The following is a 22,570-nucleotide window of genomic DNA, read 5'->3' as shown; positions in this document are numbered from 1 at the left end:
CTAGATCAGAAAAAGAGGAAAAAACTTCATAGGATCGATGAAAACTCACGCCATTTTGGTGCGCGCGAGCTGATATAAACCTAAGGATAAAGGCCAGTGCCAGACATCAGAGCCTGTCAGGGTTTATGAAACTAAGATGGAAGGACACCGGCAGCGGTCAAGCGCACCTTTGCTGTAGTTGGAAAAAACTTTGATGTCGGGCGGAAAGGCTTCTGCCGAGGTGGAAGCCAATCCGAGTGCATCGACCAAATTCATCAAATCTATTTCGGATTTTCTTCCTCAAGAACCTTCTTGGCCACCCGGAAGCATTCCAGGGCCTGCGGCACGCCGCAATAGATGCCGATCACATGGATGATGGCGCGGATTTCCTCCTTGGAAACGCCATTCGTGACGGCGCCGCGGCAATGGGTTTCCCATTCGGTCATCTTGCCGAGCGCCCCGATCATGGCAAGGTTCATCATGGAGCGGGTCTTGGCGTCGATGACATCATCGCCCCAGCCAAAGCCCCAGCACCAGGCCGTCATTGCTTCCTGAAACGGCCGGGTGAAATCATCAGCGGCCGCAAGGTTTTTCTCCACATACTCTGCGCCGAGAGTTGCCTTGCGTTGGGCAAGTCCTTTTTCAAACAGATCCTGATCCATCAGCCTATCCTGATTGCAATGTTTTTGGTCTGAACATAGTTGAGCAGGGCCTCACGGCCCTTTTCCCGGCCATAGCCGGATTTTCCAAAGCCGCCGAACGGCGTTTCGACCCCGCCAGCATACCATTCATTGACGAACACCTGACCTGCCCGGAGTTGCCGGGAGGCGCGCATGGCTCGGTCGACATTGGCGGTGAAGACCCCAGCCACCAGGCCGTAGGGTGTGCCGTTGGCGATCTCGAGCGCTTCACTTTCATCCCGTGCCTTCAGAACCGACAGCACTGGCCCAAAAACCTCATCGCTCGCAATCGTCATATCAGGAGCGATGCTGGTCAAAACCGTCGGCTCAAGAAAATATCCTGGGTGGTTGATGCGGCGGCCGCCGGTCGCAACCCGGGCTCCTTCGCGTTCCGCTTGAGAGACCATGTCGGCTGCGCGCTGACATTGGCCTTCAGAGATCATTGGTCCCATATTCGGGCCAAACTCCGGAAACTCAAGACCCGGGCCGACCTTCAATCCTTCCGCCATGCCGACAATGCCGTCCAACAACTTGTCATGGATGGCCTCATGGGCAATGACGCGGGACATGGCCGAACACACTTGGCCTGCGTTGAAGTAGATGCCCCAGCGGACATCCGAAAGGAAGGCATCGAGATCGGCATCATCGTAGACGATCGCGGCTGATTTTCCGCCAAGTTCTAATACACAGGGTACGACGTTCCGAGCCGCTGCCGTTGCGATTGCCGAGCCTGTAGCAACAGACCCGGTAAAGACGATCTGATTGACGTCAGGATGGGCGGACAAAGCCGCCCCGGCCGCCTTGCCGAGACCGCAAAGTATGTTCAGCGCGCCTGCCGGCAGACCGCAGGCAAGGGCCGCATCTGCAAAATACCGGTTCGTGAGCGGATCGAGTTCCGGTGTCTTGACCACTACAGCGGATCCAACAGCGAGCGCCGCGGAAACGGACCGTGCCGTCATCTCCATCGGATAGTTCCACGGAATGATCTGGGCGGAAACGGCAAAGGGTTCGTGGACGGTAAAGTCGAAGTGCCCGCCGCCCAACGGGATCGACCGGCCCTCCATGGTTTCAGCCTGATTGCCGTAATATTCGAAGTACCGGGCTGCGCCCTCGATTTCGAGTTTGGCTTCCCAAAGTGGCTTTCCAGCCTCTCGGGTCAGGATCGGGGCGATTTCATCGATGCGTTCCAGAAGATACTCGCCCATCTTGCGGACGATCCGGCCCCGCTCTACAGGGCGAAGATCCATCCAGGCCCGGCTGTCGCTGACCCTTTTGGCCGCCCGAACCGCGCGGTCGACATCAGCGGCATCCGCCAGCGCCTGCTCGGCAAGTTTCTCTCCGGTTCCCGGGTCTAGAACATCGAGACGCCCGGCACCGCCATCCACAAATTCGCCATCGATGAAGTTTTGCCAATAAGCTTGAATTCCGCCCATCATGCGTCGCGCATCCAGCTTTGCAGCGCCTGTACCGAATGTTCGGAATGCACACCGCAGGCTGGATCCAGAACCAGCGGACCGGGTTTGTAGCCCCGGCTTTTCAGCCCACGTTGAACGGATTCCACCAGGTAGATGTCTTCTTCCACCGTGGTGGAGCGATCCTGCACGGCAAGGCGGCGCACCACCTCACTGTCGACGCCGTCGATCGTGTACCAGCCGCGCCAGACGACGACGTGATCCACATCGACCGCCCGCCAATGATAGGTGTTCAGGATGTTGCCTGGATAGACCTGGAAGGAGAACAACGGCCACAAGAACCAGGACGAATAGTCTCCTGCATGTTCGTTGGAATTGAGGTCAATCTCATAGGTCATGCGCTCCAGATTTTGACATTCTGTTGTATGGCGCAGGCAATACCCTTGAGGCTGGATGTCATAGGTTTCGGGCTTGATGACACCGGTTGCGAAAGTCGGGTGGTTGATGGGGCAGTGATAACACTCGGAATAGTTCTCGACCGATACTTTCCAATTGCAGTTTTCTTCTATGTCCACCCACTCGAGTGGTTGTAGCCGGTCGATATGCGGTACAAAGGATCTCAGCTCTTCGCGGACATTGGGAAACCACTCGTCCATTGGCTTCGCGTCCCTATCAAGATTGACGAACAGGAAGCCGCAGAAGTCCTCAATTTGGACGGTGCTCAGGCAAATCTGGTTTCGGTCAAACCCCGGGACGGATTTGACATTGGGACCGGAGCGGAGGCCGCCAGTGAGCTCATAGGTCCAGCTGTGGTAGGGGCACACCAGCAACTTGGTGTTGCCTTCGCCTTGAACCAGCTGATGGGCCCGGTGCTGACAGACGTTGAAGTAGGCGCGCAGCACACCCTCTCGGTCTTTGAGACAGACGATGCTCTCGCCGGCGATGTCGACCGTGAAGTAGTCGCCCGGTTTTTGGAGTAAAGACGCATGCCCTGCAAATTGCCACGTTCGCGCCAGCAGGCCATCCTTCTCCCGCTCAAAATGGGCAGGATCGGTATAATATCGCGCTTCGAGCGAATGGATCAGCTGACTGTGAACGTTCATGAGCGGTCCTTCCATTCTTCCTGATAAAGCCCCATTGCATGGCGGCGCGTGTGAAAACGGTCGATGCTGGCAACCACCTCGGGTGGCGCGTCGGCGATGACGAACGCAAGCAGAGCCTCCAGCAACGCAATCGTCGAAACAGACGAGGGAAAGAACTGCGGGGTTTCTGCATCGATGATGAAAGCGTGATCGCTGCCGACAACGATCGGAGATGCCGGGCTGTCGGAGATTGCAATGATTGCCATGCCCTGTTCGCGGGCAACCTCGACTGCCTCTATCACATCGGTGCGATACGGTTTGCAGGTCATGGCTAGCAACACATCGCGTTCATCGGCGCGCGCCAGGTCATCCGTCGCGACGGACCCCATGCGCGGGATCGTCCAGATCGTGTCGACCGCCATGTCCGAGAGGTATGTGAAGTTGCGCGCGTTTGAGTTGTTGACCCCCACGCCGAGCACATAGGTGTGCCGGGCATTGACGATCGCATCGGCGGCCGCCTTCATTGCATTTGCATCGGTGGCCGCAAATGTGTTCTCGATGTTGGAGATCGCGCAGGCCGCCATTTCGGCAAAGAGTTCACCAAGCTGTCCGCCCTTTGACAGAGACTGCAACCAGCGGGCCCTGTCCGGAAAATCCGTGCCTCTGCTGCGGATCGCTTCGCGGAACGGCTGCCGGAAGTCTTCATAACCCTCGAAGCCCACTGACCGCGCCATACGCACGAAAGTGTTGGGTTTCACGCCCGCGGCATCAGCGATCTCGCGGATCGAGCTGACGCCGACATCATTCGGATTTTCAAGCACATAGCTTGCCGCTTTGCGCAGCTCAGGTGTCAGTTCCTCAAGCTCTGAAGCAAGGTCATGAAGCACCGTTTGTGGTGCCTTCAAATCAGATTTTGGTACATTCATATCATTCATGATTGACGAGAGTACATTTGTACGATTACGCTGTCCATCGAAAAATCACGGTCCATGGAGATGCGACGTGTCGGAACTTGGAGCTACGAAATTGCCGTCTTCGGCGCGTGTTGTCATCGTTGGAGGCGGTATCATGGGGTGCGGCCTTGCCTACCATCTGGCGCATGAAGGTTGGTCCGATGTTGTGCTTTTGGAAAAGGCGGAGTTGACATCCGGCTCGACCTGGCATGCGGCAGGCCAGATTACACATTCCACATCCAGCTTCGGCCTTGGAAAGTGCGTCGGCTACAACATCGATCTTTATGCCGGGCAGCTGGAAGAAGAGACTGGGCAGTCCGTCACCTGGCATGGCTGCGGTTCCTTCCGCCTCGCCTATACTGAAGACGAAATGGATTGGCTGCGCCACACCATGAGCGTTGGCCGGGCGCTTCAGTTTCCGATGGAGCTCGTCGGGCCGGATCGTATCCGGGAGTTGCATCCGTACTACAATCTCGACGGCGTTCTCGGCGCTCTTCACACACCGGATGACGGGCACGCGGATCCGTCCGGTGTGACGCAGGCGCTGGCTATCGGTGCCCGGAAACTTGGCGTCAAAATTATCCGCCGCTGTCGCGCAAAAGACATCAAGCAGCTGCCGACGGGCGAATGGAAGGTGTTCACGGAACTCGGCGACATTACCTGCGAACATGTTGTCAATGCGGGTGGCACCTATGCGCGCCAAATGGGTGAATGGAGCGGCCTGCAATTGCCGATGACCTCCATGACCCATCATTACATCGTCACGGACACGGTTCCGGAGTTCCTGGAGTTGGATAAAGAACTCCCGGTCATTCGCGACGACAAGTTGGTCTCCGGCTATATCCGCATGGAGCAGAAATCCGGCCTGATCGGAATTTACGAGAAGGAAAACCCAAACACGGTTTGGGAAGACCATTGCCCTTGGGAAGCGGAAAACGAGCTGTTTGACGCCGACTACGACCGGATCATGCCTTGGCTGGAAAACGCCATGGACCGGATGCCGATTTTTGCAGAGCTCGGCATCAAGCGGGAAGTTCACGGTGCGATTTCACACCCACCGGACGGCAACCCCCTCATTGGCCCAGCTCCCGGCGTCAAGAATTACTGGTGCTGCTGCGGCACCCAAATCGGCATCGGTTGGGGTCCGGGCCTTACCCGCGAGCTGGCCAGATGGATGGTGCATGGCGCCGCCGACATTTCCATGCGCGAATTCGATCCGCGCCGGTTCGGTGACTATGCCGACAAGGATTGGCAGGTGATCAAGGCCAAGGAAGACTATTGCCTGCGCCACGAAATTCCGTTCCCGCACTTCAACCGCCTGGAAGGCCGGCCGATCAAACCCAGCCCGCTTTATGAGCGTTTGAAAGACAAGGGTGCGGTTTACGAAGAAGTCTATGGCCATGAACGGCCGCGCTGGTTCGCAAAAGACGGCCTGGAGCAGCGCGATTATTATTCCTTCAACCGGCCTGAGTGGCATGGCGTCGTGGCGACGGAAATGAAGGCAGTGCGGGACACTGCCGGCATCATGGATATCTCGGCTTTCACCAAGATCGAAGTGTCCGGTCCGGATGCGGAAGCCTATCTTGATCGTCTGGTTGCCAACAAGCTTCCCAAAAAGGTTGGCGGCATCGCCTTGACCCATATGCTCAACCGGCGTGGCCGGATTGAGCTGGAGCTGACCGTAGTGCGGCTTGACCCGGACCGGTTCTATCTTGTCTGTGCAGCGTTCTTCGAGCAGCGTCTCCTTGATCACTTGGCCCAACACCTTGACGGTGAGACCTTAACGGTCCGAAACCTCTCGACAGACTGGGGGGCGATGGCGCTGAACGGGCCGAGGGCCCGCGATATTCTGGCTCCCAATACCCCGTCTGCGCTGGACAATGCGTCGTTCCGGTGGTTGACGGCACAGGAAATCGAGGTGGCAGGCCGCAAGCTGTGGGCCTTCCGCATGTCCTATGCAGGCGAGCTTGGCTGGGAGTTCCACGTTCCCCGGGAAGACATGCTGGCGGTGTATGACGCACTTTGGGCGACCGGGGAGCCTCTCGGCCTCGCGGACTACGGGTCCTTTGCAATGAATGCCCTGCGGCTCGAAAAAGGCTTCAAAGGCGCTGGTGAACTGACAAACGAGGTCACCTTGCCGGAAGCGGATGTGATGCGCTTCGTCAAACTCGACAAGGGTGACTTCCTCGGCCGTGAAGAAACCGCAAAGAGCGCGGAAAGCGCACTCCCTTGGGTCTGTGTCTATCTTGAAGTGGAACCGGATGGCATCGCCGATGGTCATGGCGGGGAAGCCGTCCTGATGAACGGGAAGGTTGTCGGAGCAACAAGCTCGATTGCCTACGGTCATTCAGTCGGCAAAATCCTGGCCTTCGCCTACGTCAAACCGGAAGCTGCGCAAGCAGGAACACAGTTGGAAGTCGTCGTGATGAACGGGGCGAGGGCTGCAAGAGTTCTCGATTTCCCGGCGTATGATCCGGACAGCATTTTACCGCGCACAGATGCACCGGTCGGGGTGGCTGCGGAATGAGCATTCCCGCCACAATGAAAGCGATGGTTCTTGATGGACATGGTGGTCTGGACAAGATCGTCTGGCACGAACACTGGCCGACACCCGAACCGGGAGCCGGGCAAGTCCTCATCAAAGTCGGAGCTTGCGGCCTCAACAACACCGACGTGAACACCCGCTCCGGCTGGTATTCAAAAACAGTCTCTGAGGCGACCACAGGCGGGGCCTATCAGGAAGTCGCAGAGGAAGACCCGACGTGGGGCGGGAGGCCTATTACCTTCCCGCGGATTCAGGGCGCCGATACGGTCGGCACGATCGTCGCGTTGGGAGATGGAGTTTCTGAAGACCTCCTGAACAGGCGCGTCATGGTCGATTGCTGGCTGCGCGATTGGTCCGATCCGGACAACATGGATAAGACCGGCTATTTCGGCTCCGAGTGCAATGGCGGGTTTGCCGAATATACGGTTGTCGATGCGCGGAATGTCGGACCCATCGACAGCACACTATCAGATGCAGAACTGGCAACATTTTCCTGTTCCTACACAACCGCAGAAGGGATGCTTAGCCGTGCCAATGTCGGTGCAAAGGATACGGTTCTGGTGACAGGCGCCTCGGGCGGTGTCGGATCGGCCCTGGTCCAGCTCGCCAAACGCCGGGGCGCGACTGTTATTGCTCTGGTGTCGCCCGCCAAACATGCAGACGTTAAGGCGCTCGGCGCGGATCACGTTCTTGAACGTGCACCGGCAGATCTCAAAGCCGCCTTGAAATCAGCAATGGGTAAAGACACGGTCTCGGTCGTCGCGGACATCGTCGGAGGATCCTACTGGGGCACTTTGATAGATGTTCTGAAACGCGGTGGTCGGTACACGTGCTCCGGCGCAATCGCGGGCCCGATCGTGGAACTTGATCTGAGAACCTTCTACCTGCGCGACCTGACATTTACCGGCTCGACCGTTATTGCTCCCCATATTTTCTCGGACGTTGTTGGGTACATTGAACGCGATGAAATCAGGCCGGCTTTGGCCGCGACCTACCCACTCAAGGATTTTCACGCGGCGCAAACCGCGTTCATCGAGAAGAAGCACACGGGCAACATTGTGGTGACCCCATGAAGATCACCCGCATCCGTGTCTACAAGACAGATCTTCCCTATGTTGATGGCGCATACGGCTGGGGAGCGGGCAATGCCATTACAGTGGCAAAGGCCTCGGTTGTCGTGATCGACACGGATGCGGGTGTGCAAGGCTGCGGCGAGTTCACGCCTTGCGGCGAGAATTACATGGTCGCCCATTCTGAAGGGGTTGAAGCGCTCGCGCGGCTCGTCGCACCGGTTCTGATCGGAGAAGATCCGAGGCAGGTGGCCCGGATCGAGCAGATCCTTGATCATACCATTCAGGGCCACGGCTATGCCAAGGCCCCGTTTGACGCCGCGTGCTGGGATATTTTTGGAAAATCTCTCGATGCGCCGGTTTGGCTTCTTCTCGGCGGAAAACTCACGGATGGCGCGCCCATGTACCGTGTCGCGCCGCATAGAGGAACCGAAGAGACAATCGCTGAGCTGGACCGGCACCGGGCTGCAGGATACCGGCAATTCCAGATCAAGGTCGGTGCGGACTGGTCCAGCGACATAGACCGCATTCGCGCAACCGTTCCGCTTCTGAAACCCGGCGAAAAAGCGATGGCCGATGCCAATCAGGGCTGGCGCGTCGACAATGCGCTCCGGGTGGCCCGGGCAACACGGGATCTCGACTTCATCCTCGAACAGCCCTGCCGGACTTATGAGGAGTGCCTTCAGGTGCGCCGGCGGATCGATCTGCCAATGAAGCTCGACGAGTGCGTGACCGGCATGCGGGCCGCACAACGGATTGTTGCCGATCAGGGTGCGGATCTGGTGTGCCTGAAAATATCGAACCTTGGAGGCTTGTCGAAGGCTCGGCGGATTCGGGACTTTTTCCTCGACAACCGGATCCCGGTTGTTGCCGAAGATACATGGGGCGGCGAAATCGCAACCGCAACGCTCACCCATTTTGCAGCGTCCACTCCAGCGGATTACCTGCAAAACACAACAGACCTCTGCAACTACAACACCCGTTCGACAGGAACACCGGCCCCAAAGACGAAGGATGGAAAGCTCTTCGCCTCTGACATGCCGGGGCTTGGGGTCTCACCGGATTTTCCGGCCCTTGGAGATCCGGTCGCCGCCTATGGAGAGGCCGCATGAAGATCACAAAGATCTCGGTCTGGCAGATCGATCTGCCGCTCTCCAAACCCTACTGGCTTTCCGGTGGGCGGCTGAAATTCGAGCGGCTCGACAGCACCTTCGTGCGCATTGAAACCGACGAAGGTTTCACCGGCTGGGGGGAAGGGTGCCCGTGGGGCCATACTTACTTGCCAGCCCATGGTTCGGGTTTGCGCGCGGCTCTGGAGCTCTTGGCACCTGCCTTGATCGGCAAGGACCCGCGGGCGGTGGAGACGGTCAATCGGGCGATGGATCTGCACTTGCCCGGACATCCGTACGCAAAAGCACCTTTGGACATTGCCTGCTGGGACATCCTCGGTAAGTCAAGTAGCACCCCGCTTTGGCGGCTCTTTGGTGCAGAAAATCCAGCAGAGGTCGCGATCAATTCGTCAATTTCAACTGGTACGCCAGACGAAATGATCGCGGATATTCAAGCCGCCAGTGCCAAGGGCTACAAGACCCACTCAGCCAAGGTCGGTGGCAGCAATTTCAAGGCCGACATCGAACGCATTGAGGCAATCTCAGCAGCCTTGGCGCCGGACGAACAGGTCACCTTCGATGTGAACCGGGCATGGACACCAGGTGTCGCTCTACAGGTGCTGAACTCGGTTGCCGCCCGCGACTGGATCGAGCAGCCGTGTGAAACGCTTGCTGAGTGTGCGCTTGTGGCCGCCAAAGTGCCTCAGCCGATCATGCTGGATGAATGTCTGCAGTCTTTTGCAGATCATCTTGATGCCTGGAAGGCGGGCATCTGCCAGGGCGTCAAGGTCAAGCCGAACCGGGTCGGTGGACTGACCAAGGCGAAACAGATCCGGGATTTCGGCATCTCGGTAGGTTGGCAGATGCACATAGAAGACACGGGCGGAACCGCGTTCGCGGACACAGCCGCCTTGCATCTGGCGGCTGCAACGCCGGAGGCCAACAGACTGGCAAGCTGGCTGTGCCATGCGCATCTTGCTGTTGATCCATTTCCCGGCCAGGGCGCGCGCAATGTCGAAGGCTCGGTTCATTTTGATCAGAGCGCTGGCATCGGTATCGAACCTGATCCTGAAATTCTTGGCGACCCGATCGCGGTATATGGAGAGGCCGCATGAAAAACGTGCCCGATCTTGAAATTTCGGGTCTGTCCCTGTGGCGGGTTCCATTGACAAGCCACGAGACCTACTACATGGCGTCAGGCAAGGCCTGTGCCACCGTGGACAGCATGGTCGTGCGGATCGAGACCAAACAGGGCGTTTCCGGTTGGGGTGAAGTTTGCCCGATCCCCCATTATCTACCCGCCTATGCCAATGGGGTTGCTCCGGCCCTTGAAGAACTCGCCCCCGTTCTGATCGGCAGGAGCCCGATCGGCGCGGAGGCTGCGATGGCGGCCTGCAACAAACACCTGATCGGTCATGTCTATGCAAAATCTGCGATTGACATAGCGCTGTGGGATTTGACCGGAAAGGCTTGCGGGCTGCCGATCTACACCCTGCTTGGCGGATTGCAGACAGATCAACTCCCGCTCTATCACTCCATCACATGCATTGCGCCGGAGGACATGGTCCGGATCGCCAAAGACGCGATTGTAGCCGGGATGACCCAGATCCAGGTCAAACTTGGCGCGGACTATGATTGGCAGGCAGACGTTGCTCGCTTGCGTCTTGTTCGCGAGGCGGTTGGTCCCGACCCGATCGTCTATGGCGACTGGAATTGCGGTGCAACGCGCATGGACGCCACGCGCGTCGGGCGGGCTGTTGCCGATCTCGACATCATGCTGGAACAGCCGTGCCAGACACTGGAAGAGTGCGCTGCCGTCAGGGCTGCCACCGGTTTGCCGATGAAGCTCGATGAAAACGCCCATGACACAACCAGCCTTCTGAAGGCGTATGAACTTGGCTGCATGGATGCTGTAGCTTTAAAATTGTCTAAGTTCGGCGGCATTACCGAGCTTCGAAAAGCCCGGGATCTGTGTCTTTATGCCGGCGCGCGCATGTGTGTTGAGGATACCTGGGGTTCGGACATCGCGACAGCTGCAGCGCTTCATGTCGCTGCCGCGACACCGCGCCAGGGCGTCATGAATGTCTGCGATTTGTCCGGCTATGTTGCACCCAGGATTGATCCCGCAGCGCCCTCGCGGACCGGTGGTTTCATTTCTCCTCCAAGTGGTCCGGGCTTGGGTGTGTCGCCTGATCCGGACGTACTCGGAAATCCCGTTCTCAACCTAGTGGCATAAGGCCAGTCTGAGAGGAACGCCCATGAAAACGAAGATCTCGCAATCCGATTGGCAGACCCGCGCAGCCGAGGTCCTGCCTGCCGCAGGGTTCGGAAATTTCGATCCGTCTTTGATCTTGCGCGAGGGTAAGGGCTCTCGGGTCTGGGACGAAGATGGCAACGAGTATATCGACTATCTGATCGGATCCGGTCCAATGATCCTGGGCCATGGCCATCCGGGAGTCCTGGACGCGGTGCAAGAGCAGCTTGGCAAGGGCATGACGTTCTTCACCAACAATGCCGCCGGCATTGAGCTTGCTGAAGTCTTGGTCGAGGCCATGGCCTGCGCCGAGCAGATCCGTTACGTGTCGACGGGCGGAGAAGCGGACATGTACGCCATGCGGCTTGCCCGCGCCTTTACGGGGAAAGACAAAATCCTCAAATTCGAGGGCGGCTACCATGGCATGTCAGGCGAAGCCTTGATGAGCCTTGCACCTAAGACGCTCGTCAATTTCCCGCAAGCCGTTCCAGATTCCGCCGGGATCCCGGAAAGCGTGCGTGACAACATGTTGATTGCGCCGTTCAACGACGCGGATTTCGTCACATCTCTGGTTGAGGAATATGCCGGCGAAATCGCCTGTGTCATTGTGGAGCCGTTGCAGCGGTTGATCCCGCCTGCACCGGGGTTTCTGCAGACCTTGCGGGATTTGGCAACCAAGCATGAAATCGTTCTGATCTTTGATGAAGTGGTGACCGGCTTCCGGTTCGCTTATGGCGGGGCGCAGGAGTACTACGGCGTCGTGCCGGATCTGTGCACGCTCGGCAAAATCATTGGCGGCGGCTTTCCGCTCGCAGCCATTGCGGGCAGATCCGAGATTATGGCCCATTTCGACAAGGCCATTGTCGGCGAGACGAGTTTCACGTTTCAGGTAGGAACGCTGAGCGGCAACCCCGTTGCCAGTGTGGCGGGCTTGAAGACGCTGGAAATTCTGCGGCGTCCGGGCGCCTACGAGGAGATTAAGAAAAACGGTGAGCGGTTGATGCAAAGCTACGCGACGCATCTTTCGGCCGCCGGCGTTCCCCACCAGATCGTCGGGGAACCCATGTTGTTCGATGTCGTCTTCACTGAAGACACAGTGCGCGATTATCGTGACACGCTCAAGAACAATGCGGCGCAGGCGAAGGCGTTCAATACGTCGCTGCGCCAGAGCGGGATCTTGAAACCCGACAGCAAGCTCTATGCACATCTGGCGCTGTCAGAAGAAGATCTGCAGCAGACCGACGCAGCAATCGCCAAGGCAGCCGGTCAATTATGAGGATATGAAATACGATGTGCGTGTATCGCTAGTCCAACGGCGCTTCTCCGGCGAGTTTGCCCAAGACGACCGCGCTCAGAAGGCCATTGCCGGAGAGATAGCCGCTGTCTCCGCTGCCGGAAACCCCGCAGGCCGCACCGCCACAGGCAAACAGATTGGGAAACAACGTACCGCCGGTGCGATAAACACGAGCATCTTTGCCCGTTCGAAGTCCGCCTTGCGTGTGAAACAATGCGCCGGTTACGCGGACACCAAAGTAGGGTGCTTTGAGGGCAGGGCTTTTGAAGGTGCGGCCGAACGCATCTGGACCGTCTACAGGAATAGCGTTCATGGTCTCCACGAACGGGCCAACCGGCAAACCGAGCTCTCCTGCCAGACCTTCGAGTGTTGCCGATACCTTGATGGCTCCGGCCGCTTCGGCCTGTTTGAAATCCTCGAACTGCCGGGCAATTTCGGCGATACGACCATCAAAAATGGCGTAGGCCTCGCCCTTCGGCTGGGAGAGGACCGCTCGTGCGGCTTCCGAATAACCTTTGGTCTCATTCCAGAAACGCCGGCCTTCACAGTTGACCTGGACGCCCCCCTCCATGATGACCGCCCAGGTGATCAGGATGCCGTGGGGGTGCGCGACATTGCCGTGTCCCTGATAGGCGTTCAGGTGTTGAAGATCCGCACCGATCTCCTTTCCCCAAAGCAGTGCTTCGCCCCGGTTGCCGTCATGTCCGAACCAAACACCGTTTTCGATCTCCGGCATGAATTGATGCACCAGGTCCCGATTTCCGCCAAAGCCGTTGCAAGCCAGAACGAGCTTGTCACAGCCGATTGTTTCAACGCCGCCATCAGGACGCGTAACAGCAACACCGGAAACGCGGTCACCGTCCAAAAACAACCGATGAGCGCGGCGCTCACAAATGATGTCAATCCCAGCGCTTTCGCATGTTGCCCGCAACCGGTCGATCAACTCCGCGCCGGACCGTGTCGGCAGGCCGTGCATGCGCCTGCGGCTGTGGCCTGGATAATCAAAATTGGACACCACCGAAAACGGCATTCCGAAGGTTTCCGTCAGCCAATCAATGACCGGACCGGACGCATTGGCTAAACGGTTGACCAAGGCTTGCTCGTTTTCGTTGTCGGCCTTGGCTTGAATGTCAGCTGCGAACAGCACCGCATCATCGTCAATTCCGGCAACAGCCTGGGCTTTTGTTCCCGCGGCCGGGATCAATCCGGCGGAGAGGGCCGTTGAGCCTTGCGGCACTGGGTCTGCCTCAATCACCAAAACCGACTGACCGGCTTCATGGGCCGCAAGCGCGGCCACCAAACCGCCAGCTCCCGCACCGATGATCAGGGTTTCACAGGTTAGATCGAAGGCGTCAGGCGCAGGAGCAACGTCAGGTTTCATTGCGGTCATAGGCAACGCCCTTGGCAAGCATGTCCGCCGTCCCGATCACGCCATTCAAACCATTGAAGTCGAACATCCTGTCGGCAAAGGGCCGGTTGCTGCCATGCTGGTGCAGGCTCTGATAATAGTCTTGAGCGGTACGGGCCAGGGCGCGTACGATGCCGCCTGGGAAAATGACGATGGAATAGCCCTGTTCTTCCAGGTCGTCCGCGCCGGTAATCGGTGTTGAACCACCCTCGACCATATTGGCAAGGAGGGGAACGCGCCCCTCAAAACGCTGTGCAATATCCGAAAGCTGCTCTCGCGATTGCGGTGCTTCGATGAAAAGGACGTCAGCGCCCGCTTCCAGGTAGGTCTCGGCGCGGTCAATCGCTGCCTGAAATCCTTCAACGGCAATAGCATCCGTTCGAGCAATGATCAGAGTTTCGTCTGAACGGCGCGCATCGGCCATCGCCCGAACCTTGCCCGCCATTTCCTCTGCAGGGATTAGCGATTTGTCCGACAGGTGTCCGCAACGCTTAGGGTAGGTTTGGTCCTCGACCTGGAGCGCTGAGGCTCCGGCCCGCTCATAAAGGCGCATGGTGCGCTGCGCGTTGAGCGCATTGCCGAAACCGGTGTCCGCATCAATGATGACCGGCAATTCGGAGCGGTCAGCGATCAGCGCCATGGTGTCAGTCATTTCGGTCACTGAGGTCAGGCCGATATCGGGCCGTCCCAGACGTGTATAGGCAACCGCCGCGCCGCTTAGATACAGGGCTTCGAAGCCTGCCGCGGTCGCCAAGGATGCGGTCAAACCGTCATAGACCCCTGGGGCGATCAGAATGTCTTTCTTTTGAAGGCGTTGTTTCAGGCTCATGATGCTGCCTCCAGCCAGGCCAGTGCGTCCTGACAATTCATCTCATGGGTAACCGTTGCCAGCGACAACAACGTGGCGTCATGGACGTCTTGATTGAAGGCCGCAGTGCCGTCTGTCAGGAGGACCGTGTCAATGTTGCGTAAATGGGCATCGCGCAATGTGGAAGCCACGCCGCCATTGGTCACGATACCTCCGACGATCAGATTGTCGATGCCGACAGCGCGCATGATGTATTCAAGACGCGTCTGATAGAAGGCGGAATAGGCCACTTTCTCGACCACAAAATCGGCCGGATACAGAACGTCGACCAGAGTGTTGCCGAAACTGCCCGGTGCGAAATCTCCTTTACCCAGAAAGGGACGCAGCTTTTTCAGATGCGGCGCAATCAGCGGCTCGCCGCCGGCGTCGGGAACCAGCGTAAATTGGGCTGAAACATAGTGTCCGCCGCGTTGCCGAATGGCAGCGACCAACGGCGCTATACGCTCCGGCAATGCGGCAATGCTATCTGCACGCTGTCCGGCCCGGCCATAAGCACCTTCTGGATGAATGAAGTCGTTTTGAAGATCGATCGTCAGGAGCGCCGTCCTGGACAAGTCCCACGTATTCGGCTCGCTCATGACACGCCCTCCGAAGGTTCGATGATGGTGTTGCCAAAGGCGTCGACACGCGCTTGCAGGTCTGGTTCAACGAGCACGGTCGTATCCGGTTGTTCCAAGATTGCGGGTCCCTGAACGACGGTTCCCACAGGCAGCGCGAGCCGGTCGTAAATCGCGGTCTCGTGCCATTCGTCTCCAAAATGGACGTTTCGTTTTGTTCGGGGCTGCGGGACTTCCGTGCCAGTTGGCGCAAGGGCTCGCAGATCGAATTTTGGCCGAAGTCCTGTCACCGCGCTGCGCAGGTTCAAGACACGCCGGACACCCTTTTCCAGTAACCGTCCGAAAGCCGCTTCGTAGGCAGTATCGAAGGCCGCTTCAATCTCCGCTGTGGTTGGCGGGAGAACTTTGTCTTTTTCAGTTCGGATTGTTAGCGGCACAGAGACTGTATGCGTCTGGCCGACATAGGCCATGTCCAGTTCAAAACTAAGTGTCCGGCTGTCGAAGCGGGTCCGGGCCGCATCGAGCATTGCCAGCCCTTGGTCGACATGGATCTGCATGAAAGCTTTGAGCGCGACAACATCCAGTTGGTCTACCAATGAATTGATGGTCTGGACAAAATCCTGGCGCATGTCCGCAATGACACAGCCCATCGCGGAGGTAACACCGGGATAACGGGGAACAATGGCGCGGGCGATGCCGACATCCTTGAGCATGGCACCTGCATGCAGCGCGCCACCACCGCCAAACGGCATGAAGGCAAAGCGTTTTGGATCAAAACCTCGCTCAATACTGACAAGGCGGATCGCTCCGGCCATTCGGGAATTGGCCACCCGCAGAATGGCCTCAGCCGCCTGGATGGTGTTCAGGCCGAGAGGTTGGCCGACATGCTGATCGATCGCCTCAGAAGCAGCCTCCACATCGAGCCTTTCAAGTTTTCCGCCGATCGGATTGTCCGGATCGATGCGGCCGAGGACGACATTGGCATCCGTCACAGTCGGGCGGGTGTTCCCCAATCCATAAGCGACTGGCCCGGGGTTCGATCCGGCGCTTTCAGGGCCAATGTTCAAAAGCCCACCCTTATCGACCCAGGCGATGGACCCACCACCTGCACCAATTGTGGTGATTTCGATCATTGGCGTGCGCACCACCATGCCGAAATCGATAGCGGTTTGCGGCGACAGCATCGAGTGGCCGTCCGAAATGAGCGAGACATCGAAACTCGTCCCGCCCATGTCACCGGTGATCACATTGTCAAAGCCTGCCGAAGACGCAATGTAACCGGCCGCGATCACGCCTGCAGCCGGGCCTGACAGTGCTGTGCGGACCGGGAGACGGCAGGCCGTGTCGACCGCCATGACGCCGCCATTGGACTGCACGATCATGAATTCGCCGTCAAAACCTCCCGAGGTCAGCGCACGCTCAAGCCGGTCCAGATAGCCGGACACTTCCGGCTGTAGATAAGCGTTGAGTGCTGTGGTTGAAAACCGTTCAAACTCCCGGATTTCCGGTAAGATTTCCGAAGATGCCGATACATGCGGGTTTTGCCAGATCTCGCGTACGGCTGTGACGGCTGCCGCTTCGTTTTCCGGATTGGCGTAAGCGTTGGCAAAAAGGATCGCGATCGCGTCACAGCCCTGCGCCTGGAGCCGCCGGGCAGCCGCACGCACAGCTTCAAGATCAACGGGTGTTCGGATTGTGCCATCAGCCAGCGTCCGTTCAGGCACTTCCAACCGGTTGCGCCGGTCAACAACCGGTTCGAAATCACCTCTGAGGCCCCAGGTTCGCGGCCGGTCCCGGCGGCGCATTTCCAAGACATCGCGCAGGCCTTCGGTGCAGATAACCCCGGTTGTTGCACCTTTTCGCTCCAAGAGTGCGTTGGTGCCGGCGGTTGTGCCATGTACCACAACGGAGATTTCCGAAAGATCTGGAACCCGTTGCGAAATTCCGTCCAGAAATCCACCCGATTGGTCAGGGCGCGTTGTCGGCACCTTGGCGACAGATGCAGTTCCGTCTTCCTCGTTGAGTACAAATATGTCGGTAAATGTGCCTCCGACATCAACGCCAACCATGCGTCCGCTCATGAGGAGGCCTCCCGCCATGTGCGTCCATAGATCCGGTCGGCGACTTCCCCTTCAACAAGCCCTCGGGCCACGTCCCGGGCAACATCAGTTGCTGAGCGGTCCTCCGCCTTGCCGTAACCGCCCCCACCTGGAGTTTCCAGACGAACCGCCTGACCCTGCTGCAATTTGATGCCGCGCATTTTTGAAGCGAGTGGTGGCGTCTGCCAGCCGTCATCCTGCTCGAAGGAAAACCGGTTGAGTGCACCGTCCTGGCCGTCCGCAATACCCTTGGGAGCAAAGCGTCCGCGTTCGCCGAACAAAAATGCCTCCGCGCCGTTTTCTTCCAGAACTTCGATCTCGTAGACCGCCCCCATTCCGCCGCGATGTTTGCCCGCTCCGGCGCTGTCCGGCCGCAGTGCCCATTTGCGGAACATCACCGGATAGGCGGCTTCTAGAATCTCCATCGGAGGGATGGTCGCCGTAGAAATCGGTGCGTTGCCATGGTTGAGACCATCGCTTTCGGGAGAGCCACCATGCCCGCCACCGTAGAAACTGAACATGACCCAGGGTTTGCCGTCACTGCGTTTGCCTGCAATCGACAGCGCGTTGATGGTGCCGTAGGCATTCGCCACGACGCGATCCGGTGCCGCCTTTGCAAAGGCTGAGAAGATGACATCGATCATGCGCAGGATTGTCTCCGTATAGCCGCCCGTTGGACTGGGAAACTCTGCCGACAAGAGAGACCCTTCTGGCACCTCGACAGTGATTGGACGCATAACACCGGCATTGGCTGGCAAATCAGGAAAGATGTGTTTGATCGCCACATAGGCCGTTGCGACCGTTGTCGGCAGTGCAATGTTCACTGGTCCGGCGCATTGGGGAGCAGATCCTTCGAAGTCGAGGGTCATGCGGTCGCCCTTGATCTCCAGCGCCACCCGAATGGCGAGCGGTTCATCCGTAATGCCATCATTGTCGAGAAAATCTTCTGCCTCCCAGCGCCCATCCGGTAGATCAGATAGCTCAGCCCGCATTAATGCTTCCGCCCGATGTCCCAGCGCATCGAGGGCGGAGCGCACTGTCGGTGCGCCATATTCGTCCAGCAGTTCATCCATGCGCCGAACACCGAGATCGAGCGCTCCGAGCTGTCCGTTCAGATCGCCTCTGGCAGATTGCGGCAGGCGAGTGTTGCGCAAGAGAATGTCGATAATGTCCTGGTTGATGGTGCCTGCGCGGGCCAGCCGGACCGGCGGTAGCACAAAAGCTTCCTGAAAGACTTCCGTGGCTGCAGGGTTGTAGTTCCCAGGCACGGCGCCGCCAACATCATGCCAATGGCCAACGGAAGCAAGATAACAAAATAGCTTTCCATCCCGAAAATAGGGCCGGACGAGACGCATGTCCGAGAGATGGGTGCCGCCAATGTGCGCATCGTTGAAGATGAAGATGTCTCCGTCGGCCAAATCTCCGTCAGCTGCAACCTTTTCAATCACCGCCTTGACGGCAAAAGACATCACACCGACAAAAATCGGCAATCCGGATTTGCCTTGAACCAGCGTATCACCGCTGCCGGCATGGTAGAGCCCATGGCTGGCGTCGTGGGCTTCGGCGATGATCGGATTGAAGGCCGCGCGAAACAGCGTAGCGTCCATTTCATCGGCAATCTGCTCCATGCGGCCAGACAGGACCGACAGGGTAATGGGATCTATCTCGCTCATACTATTGCCTTCACCTCCGCAAGATCGTTCCACACGTCTTGGCGTGTGATCTTGCCAGTCTCGATTTCGAACCGGTCGATAAATCGAATGCCATCAAACGGGGTACCGTCGGGCCATTCTCCAGATAGGGTGCCACGGCAATAAACCAGCGCCGCGGGGCCGGTGTCTTGCAGGACGTCAAAGCCTTGATACGCCTTTTTGACAAAACGGTAGCGAGGGCCTGCCCAGGCAATCAATTCCTCCAGTGTGTACATCGGCGGCGCGCCGGGAAACTGCATGAAAAAGTCCTCACTCAAGAACGCACGCGCGCTCTCAAGATCCCGCGCTTCCATGGTGCCCAAGAAATCTTTCACGATCTCTGCCGGATCTGTATGCGCAGCGGCACCCGTTCGGTGAATGCCGCCACGGGAATAGTTCGCCGGCTCCATTTCGTGGATCATGACAGTGATGGCCTCAGGCGCAGCAGGTACCACCAGGCGGACGGCATTTGTCAGGCCTTCATGCAGTCGGCGTTTGTCCTCGGCCCCATATCCCTGCAGCAGATGCAGTTCGACGATTGGCATACCGCCCTCCCAAATTTGTATTTTCTATAATACAGCTTTTTATATGTTGGTAATACCAAAAAAGACAAATTTTTTGTACAGATACTTGATCTTTTTGAAGACGGCGATAACATTGAGTGCGGAATAGGGAGGTATTTCCAGCGTGAGTAAGCCCGAAAAATCGCTGCTTCCGGAAGGTGCGAAGGCAAGACAGGTTTATCTTTCTCTGCGCGATCAGATTGCTGATGGCCGCCTGGAAGATGGGGACAGCCTGCCGCCGGAGCAAAAGCTGGCGGAAATTTTCGGTGTCTCCCGCGTCACGATCCGACGGGCACTGGATGCATTGGCTGCCGCCAATCTTGTCGTACGGCGCGCAGGCAGCGGCACAACAGTCCGCACCTCCGGCCAAGCCGGGCAACCGATGGCCATGAATCTAGCCACCTTGATGCCGCAGCTCGTCGAGATGGGGCAGAGCACCACAGCGCGTCTGTTATCCTTTTCTTATGGCGCGGCGCCGGAGTTCGTTGCCAGTGCCCTGCAGCTGGAACCGAAAGAGCAAGTCCAGATCGCAACCCGGGTCCGCAGCGCCGATGCAACACCTTTCTCGCATCTGACCACCTATGTTCCTGCAGGCATTGCCGCGAACTATTCAGAAAACGATTTGGCGACGACGCCACTTTTCAAGCTCTTGGAATTAAGCGGTGTCCAGATCAAGGATGCACATCAGTCCGTTTCAGCCACCCTTGCCGGGCCCGATGTTGCAGAAGCTCTTGACGTTGCGGTCGGTTCAGCCTTGTTGTCCCTGCGCCGCGTCGTGCGCGACGTCAATGACAACGGCGTAGAATACCTCTCCGCGCTTTACAGACCGGATATGTTCCGTCTTGAAATGCCGTTGACACGGGTCGGCGACGGCAGCGCACGCCACTGGCAGCCGGCCATTGGTAAACCGCCGGGTGAGCCGGCATGACGGCCCCGCGCACCCTCCTTGACAAGCTCTGGTCCGCACATGAAATCGTGCGACGTGAGGACGGTGCATCCCTTTTGTGGGTAGACCGGCATCTCGTGCACGAAGGCTCGCACCACGCTTTCGGGAAAATAGCGGCAAGAGGCGCACCTGTCGCCGAACCTGACCTGACCTTTGCTGTGGTTGACCATTATGCCCCGACACGGGCGCGCGATCGGATTTCCGATCCCCAGATCAAATACATGGTTGAGACTCTGCGCAAGAATGCCAAAGCGCATGGCTTGCGGCTGTTTGACCTTCAAGATCCCGGCCAAGGCATTGTCCATGTTGTTGGGCCTGAACAGGGGCTGACACTGCCTGGTCTCCTTGTTAATTGCGGTGACAGCCACACTTCGACCCACGGTGCATTCGGGGCACTTGCGTTCGGTATTGGTGCAACTGAAGTTGCACATGTTCTGGCGACCCAGACCATTTGGCAAAAGAAGCCAGCCGCAATGCGCATACGGATCAAGGGAGCACTTGGTCCGGGTGTCAGCGCCAAAGACATTGCGCTGAACTGGATTGCGCGCCTTGGTGCTGATGGTGCCCAGGGACATGCCCTTGAATATGCAGGCAGCACAGTTCGCAGCCTTTCCATGGAAGGCCGGATGACCTTGTGCAATCTCTCGATTGAGGGCGGTGCACGCTTCGGTCTGATTGCGCCGGATGAAACGACCTACGCCTACTTGAAAGGCCGCCCATACGCTCCAAAAGGGGTCGACTGGGAAGCTGCTCTGGAGCACTGGGCGGAGCTGAAAACCGACGAAACGGCTTCGTTTGACGAAGACATTCTCTTAAGTGCCGAGGATATCGCACCGACCGTAACTTGGGGCACCAGCCCCGAACAGGCGATCCCGGTCACCGCTGATATTCCTGATCCTAATCAGCTGGCAAACGGCAAGGCGCAAGGGGTGCGGGATGCACTCGAATACATGGGACTTTCCGCCGGCCACAGGATTGAGGGAACGCCAGTCGATCAGGTTTTTATCGGCTCATGTACGAACGGACGGATTGAAGATTTGCGCCATGCGGCGGCAGTCCTTTCCGGCCGCAAAGCAAAGGTCTCCGGACTGGTTTCTCCCGGCTCGGCGCTCGTCAAGGCGCAGGCTGAAGAAGAGGGGCTCGACAGGATCTTTCTCGATGCAGGCCTGGAGTGGGCCGCTTCCGGTTGTTCAATGTGCGTGGGCATGAATGGTGATCTGGTTTCGCCCGGCAAACGCTGCGCTTCGTCCACCAACCGCAACTTCCGAGGCAGACAGGGTCCCGGCGCGCTCACTCACCTGATGTCTCCGGCGATGGTAGCCGCAGCGGCTGTCACTGGGGCGATCACGGATGTGCGTCCGCTCTTGAAAGGACGCAAGGTATGAGCGGCTGGAGCCAGCATAAGGGGCACGCCGTGGCCCTGCCGATCCACAATGTCGATACGGATCAATTGATCCCCTCGCGGTTTATGTCGACGCCAAGAAGTGAAGGTTACGGCCGGTTTCTGCTGCATGATCTGCGCCGGGATACAGCCCGTGAAATCCGTCCCGACTTTCCTTTGAACCGTCATGATCATGCCAGCATCCTAGTGGCGGGCCGAAACTTCGGCAGCGGCTCGTCGCGCGAAGCTGCTGTCTATGCTCTGGTTGATGCCGGTATCAGGGCCGTGTTTGCGCCGAGTTTTGGCGACATATTTGCCAGCAATGCCATCAACAATGGCCTTTTGCCTGCCCGGATCCGCGAAGAAGAGTTGAACCTGTTGTTTCAGGCTCTCGCTTATGAGGCGCTCTCCGCGGAGATTTGCCTTGAAAAGAGCAGCTTGCTGATTGGTGACCAGCTGATCGGTTTTGATCTCGATTCAGGCTGGCGCACCAAATTGATCAACGGCTGGGACGACATCGATCTGACCCTTGCCCATAAGTCCGACATAGACCGACACAAGCAGAACCTAATGCAACGCGCACCGTGGGCGCTGCCCGCGCAAATGACAAAGAGCTCTTGATCCAACAGGAGCAGCAAGCCTCAGGACAATTCCTGAAACCGGAGGGGAGCGGCAAGGG

Annotated in this window: 19 protein-coding genes; 9 read left to right on the top strand and 10 right to left on the bottom strand. The window is 58.1% G+C overall.

All coding sequences use genetic code 11. From position 1 onward, the window contains the following. Nucleotides 1-260: 260 nt before the first annotated feature. The 4 genes from FJ695_RS25385 to FJ695_RS25370 are packed head-to-tail and all read right to left on the bottom strand — an operon-like array spanning nucleotide 261 to nucleotide 4,079. Entirely contained in the window at nucleotides 261-641 is a 381-nt protein-coding gene (locus FJ695_RS25385) for a carboxymuconolactone decarboxylase family protein (RefSeq protein WP_141188046.1), read from the bottom strand. After that, nucleotides 641-2,095, bottom strand: coding sequence for an aldehyde dehydrogenase family protein (locus FJ695_RS25380; protein ID WP_247653738.1), 1,455 nt, complete (start codon nucleotides 2,093-2,095; stop codon nucleotides 641-643). Before FJ695_RS25380 ends, FJ695_RS25385 begins: the two co-directional genes overlap by 1 nt. Next, a complete protein-coding gene (locus tag FJ695_RS25375; protein WP_168206487.1) occupies nucleotides 2,092-3,174 on the bottom strand; it encodes an aromatic ring-hydroxylating dioxygenase subunit alpha in 1,083 nt (360 codons plus the stop codon). Before FJ695_RS25375 ends, FJ695_RS25380 begins: the two co-directional genes overlap by 4 nt. Continuing rightward, complete coding sequence (locus FJ695_RS25370) at nucleotides 3,171-4,079, bottom strand: MurR/RpiR family transcriptional regulator (protein ID WP_141188044.1); 909 nt, start codon at nucleotides 4,077-4,079, stop codon at nucleotides 3,171-3,173. The genes FJ695_RS25375 and FJ695_RS25370 overlap by 4 nt, the downstream gene beginning before the upstream one ends. Before the next feature lie 76 nt (nucleotides 4,080-4,155). Here FJ695_RS25370 and FJ695_RS25365 point away from each other — a divergent pair, with 76 nt between their 5' ends. Genes FJ695_RS25365 through FJ695_RS25340 form a run of 6 tightly spaced genes read left to right on the top strand, consistent with a single transcriptional unit; the run spans nucleotide 4,156 to nucleotide 12,360 of the window. Further along, nucleotides 4,156-6,633 (top strand): FAD-dependent oxidoreductase, encoded by a 2,478-nt coding sequence (locus FJ695_RS25365; RefSeq protein ID WP_141188043.1) that lies wholly within the window; start codon nucleotides 4,156-4,158, stop codon nucleotides 6,631-6,633. Next, nucleotides 6,630-7,724 carry an alcohol dehydrogenase family protein gene (locus tag FJ695_RS25360; protein ID WP_168206486.1) on the top strand — a complete coding sequence of 365 codons (1,095 nt, stop codon included), beginning with the start codon at nucleotides 6,630-6,632 and terminating at the stop codon, nucleotides 7,722-7,724. The genes FJ695_RS25365 and FJ695_RS25360 overlap by 4 nt, the downstream gene beginning before the upstream one ends. Next, complete coding sequence (locus FJ695_RS25355; RefSeq protein ID WP_141188042.1) at nucleotides 7,721-8,833, top strand: mandelate racemase/muconate lactonizing enzyme family protein; 1,113 nt, start codon at nucleotides 7,721-7,723, stop codon at nucleotides 8,831-8,833. Before FJ695_RS25360 ends, FJ695_RS25355 begins: the two co-directional genes overlap by 4 nt. Further along, nucleotides 8,830-9,945, top strand: coding sequence for a mandelate racemase/muconate lactonizing enzyme family protein (locus FJ695_RS25350; RefSeq protein ID WP_141188041.1), 1,116 nt, complete (start codon nucleotides 8,830-8,832; stop codon nucleotides 9,943-9,945). Before FJ695_RS25355 ends, FJ695_RS25350 begins: the two co-directional genes overlap by 4 nt. After that, nucleotides 9,942-11,066, top strand: a complete 1,125-nt coding sequence (locus tag FJ695_RS25345) for a mandelate racemase/muconate lactonizing enzyme family protein (RefSeq protein WP_141188040.1) — start codon at nucleotides 9,942-9,944, stop codon at nucleotides 11,064-11,066. Before FJ695_RS25350 ends, FJ695_RS25345 begins: the two co-directional genes overlap by 4 nt. Nucleotides 11,067-11,088: 22 nt before the next feature. Next, nucleotides 11,089-12,360, top strand: coding sequence for an aspartate aminotransferase family protein (locus tag FJ695_RS25340; RefSeq protein WP_141188039.1), 1,272 nt, complete (start codon nucleotides 11,089-11,091; stop codon nucleotides 12,358-12,360). A gap of 28 nt (nucleotides 12,361-12,388) precedes the next feature. On the opposite strand, the gene FJ695_RS25335 is transcribed toward FJ695_RS25340, so the two are convergent. The 6 genes from FJ695_RS25335 to FJ695_RS25310 are packed head-to-tail and all read right to left on the bottom strand — an operon-like array spanning nucleotide 12,389 to nucleotide 19,546. Next, complete coding sequence (locus tag FJ695_RS25335; protein WP_141188038.1) at nucleotides 12,389-13,768, bottom strand: FAD-dependent oxidoreductase; 1,380 nt, start codon at nucleotides 13,766-13,768, stop codon at nucleotides 12,389-12,391. Continuing rightward, nucleotides 13,749-14,615 carry an oxaloacetate decarboxylase gene (locus tag FJ695_RS25330; RefSeq protein ID WP_141188037.1) on the bottom strand — a complete coding sequence of 289 codons (867 nt, stop codon included), beginning with the start codon at nucleotides 14,613-14,615 and terminating at the stop codon, nucleotides 13,749-13,751. The genes FJ695_RS25335 and FJ695_RS25330 overlap by 20 nt, the downstream gene beginning before the upstream one ends. After that, nucleotides 14,612-15,232, bottom strand: a complete 621-nt coding sequence (locus FJ695_RS25325; RefSeq protein ID WP_141188036.1) for a cysteine hydrolase family protein — start codon at nucleotides 15,230-15,232, stop codon at nucleotides 14,612-14,614. The genes FJ695_RS25330 and FJ695_RS25325 overlap by 4 nt, the downstream gene beginning before the upstream one ends. Continuing rightward, complete coding sequence (locus tag FJ695_RS25320; RefSeq protein WP_247653737.1) at nucleotides 15,229-17,292, bottom strand: hydantoinase/oxoprolinase family protein; 2,064 nt, start codon at nucleotides 17,290-17,292, stop codon at nucleotides 15,229-15,231. The genes FJ695_RS25325 and FJ695_RS25320 overlap by 4 nt, the downstream gene beginning before the upstream one ends. Beyond that, entirely contained in the window at nucleotides 17,289-18,983 is a 1,695-nt protein-coding gene (locus FJ695_RS25315) for a hydantoinase B/oxoprolinase family protein (RefSeq protein WP_141188034.1), read from the bottom strand. Before FJ695_RS25315 ends, FJ695_RS25320 begins: the two co-directional genes overlap by 4 nt. After that, nucleotides 18,980-19,546, bottom strand: a complete 567-nt coding sequence (locus FJ695_RS25310; RefSeq protein WP_141188033.1) for a tautomerase family protein — start codon at nucleotides 19,544-19,546, stop codon at nucleotides 18,980-18,982. The genes FJ695_RS25315 and FJ695_RS25310 overlap by 4 nt, the downstream gene beginning before the upstream one ends. A 142-nt stretch (nucleotides 19,547-19,688) precedes the next feature. Between FJ695_RS25310 and FJ695_RS25305 the strand changes: the two genes are divergently transcribed. The 3 genes from FJ695_RS25305 to leuD are packed head-to-tail and all read left to right on the top strand — an operon-like array spanning nucleotide 19,689 to nucleotide 22,512. Then, nucleotides 19,689-20,492, top strand: a complete 804-nt coding sequence (locus tag FJ695_RS25305) for a GntR family transcriptional regulator (RefSeq protein WP_141188032.1) — start codon at nucleotides 19,689-19,691, stop codon at nucleotides 20,490-20,492. Then, nucleotides 20,489-21,895 (top strand): 3-isopropylmalate dehydratase large subunit, encoded by a 1,407-nt coding sequence (gene leuC, locus FJ695_RS25300; protein WP_141188031.1) that lies wholly within the window; start codon nucleotides 20,489-20,491, stop codon nucleotides 21,893-21,895. Before FJ695_RS25305 ends, leuC begins: the two co-directional genes overlap by 4 nt. Further along, nucleotides 21,892-22,512: a 3-isopropylmalate dehydratase small subunit gene (gene leuD, locus FJ695_RS25295; protein WP_141188030.1), complete on the top strand. Its 621-nt coding sequence runs from the start codon at nucleotides 21,892-21,894 to the stop codon at nucleotides 22,510-22,512. Before leuC ends, leuD begins: the two co-directional genes overlap by 4 nt. Nucleotides 22,513-22,570 lie beyond the last annotated feature (58 nt).

The organism is Labrenzia sp. PHM005 (genome assembly GCF_006517275.1).
GTDB lineage: Bacteria > Pseudomonadota > Alphaproteobacteria > Rhizobiales > Stappiaceae > Roseibium.
Note: the sequence above shows the minus strand (reverse complement) of the source record. Positions and strands in the feature narration are given on the sequence as shown.

Bases quoted from the DNA above. Each gene is read 5' to 3' on its own strand.
- FJ695_RS25385 (WP_141188046.1), bottom strand. From the start codon at position 641: ATGGATCAGGATCTGTTTGAAAAAGGACTTGCCCAACGCAAGGCAACT.
- FJ695_RS25380 (WP_247653738.1), bottom strand. From the start codon at position 2,095: ATGATGGGCGGAATTCAAGCTTATTGGCAAAACTTCATCGATGGCGAA.
- FJ695_RS25375 (WP_168206487.1), bottom strand. From the start codon at position 3,174: ATGAACGTTCACAGTCAGCTGATCCATTCGCTCGAAGCGCGATATTAT.
- FJ695_RS25370 (WP_141188044.1), bottom strand. From the start codon at position 4,079: ATGAATGTACCAAAATCTGATTTGAAGGCACCACAAACGGTGCTTCAT.
- FJ695_RS25360 (WP_168206486.1), top strand. From the start codon at position 6,630: ATGAGCATTCCCGCCACAATGAAAGCGATGGTTCTTGATGGACATGGT.
- FJ695_RS25355 (WP_141188042.1), top strand. From the start codon at position 7,721: ATGAAGATCACCCGCATCCGTGTCTACAAGACAGATCTTCCCTATGTT.
- FJ695_RS25350 (WP_141188041.1), top strand. From the start codon at position 8,830: ATGAAGATCACAAAGATCTCGGTCTGGCAGATCGATCTGCCGCTCTCC.
- FJ695_RS25345 (WP_141188040.1), top strand. From the start codon at position 9,942: ATGAAAAACGTGCCCGATCTTGAAATTTCGGGTCTGTCCCTGTGGCGG.
- FJ695_RS25340 (WP_141188039.1), top strand. From the start codon at position 11,089: ATGAAAACGAAGATCTCGCAATCCGATTGGCAGACCCGCGCAGCCGAG.
- FJ695_RS25335 (WP_141188038.1), bottom strand. From the start codon at position 13,768: ATGACCGCAATGAAACCTGACGTTGCTCCTGCGCCTGACGCCTTCGAT.
- FJ695_RS25330 (WP_141188037.1), bottom strand. From the start codon at position 14,615: ATGAGCCTGAAACAACGCCTTCAAAAGAAAGACATTCTGATCGCCCCA.
- FJ695_RS25325 (WP_141188036.1), bottom strand. From the start codon at position 15,232: ATGAGCGAGCCGAATACGTGGGACTTGTCCAGGACGGCGCTCCTGACG.
- FJ695_RS25320 (WP_247653737.1), bottom strand. From the start codon at position 17,292: ATGAGCGGACGCATGGTTGGCGTTGATGTCGGAGGCACATTTACCGAC.
- FJ695_RS25315 (WP_141188034.1), bottom strand. From the start codon at position 18,983: ATGAGCGAGATAGATCCCATTACCCTGTCGGTCCTGTCTGGCCGCATG.
- FJ695_RS25310 (WP_141188033.1), bottom strand. From the start codon at position 19,546: ATGCCAATCGTCGAACTGCATCTGCTGCAGGGATATGGGGCCGAGGAC.
- leuC (WP_141188031.1), top strand. From the start codon at position 20,489: ATGACGGCCCCGCGCACCCTCCTTGACAAGCTCTGGTCCGCACATGAA.
- leuD (WP_141188030.1), top strand. From the start codon at position 21,892: ATGAGCGGCTGGAGCCAGCATAAGGGGCACGCCGTGGCCCTGCCGATC.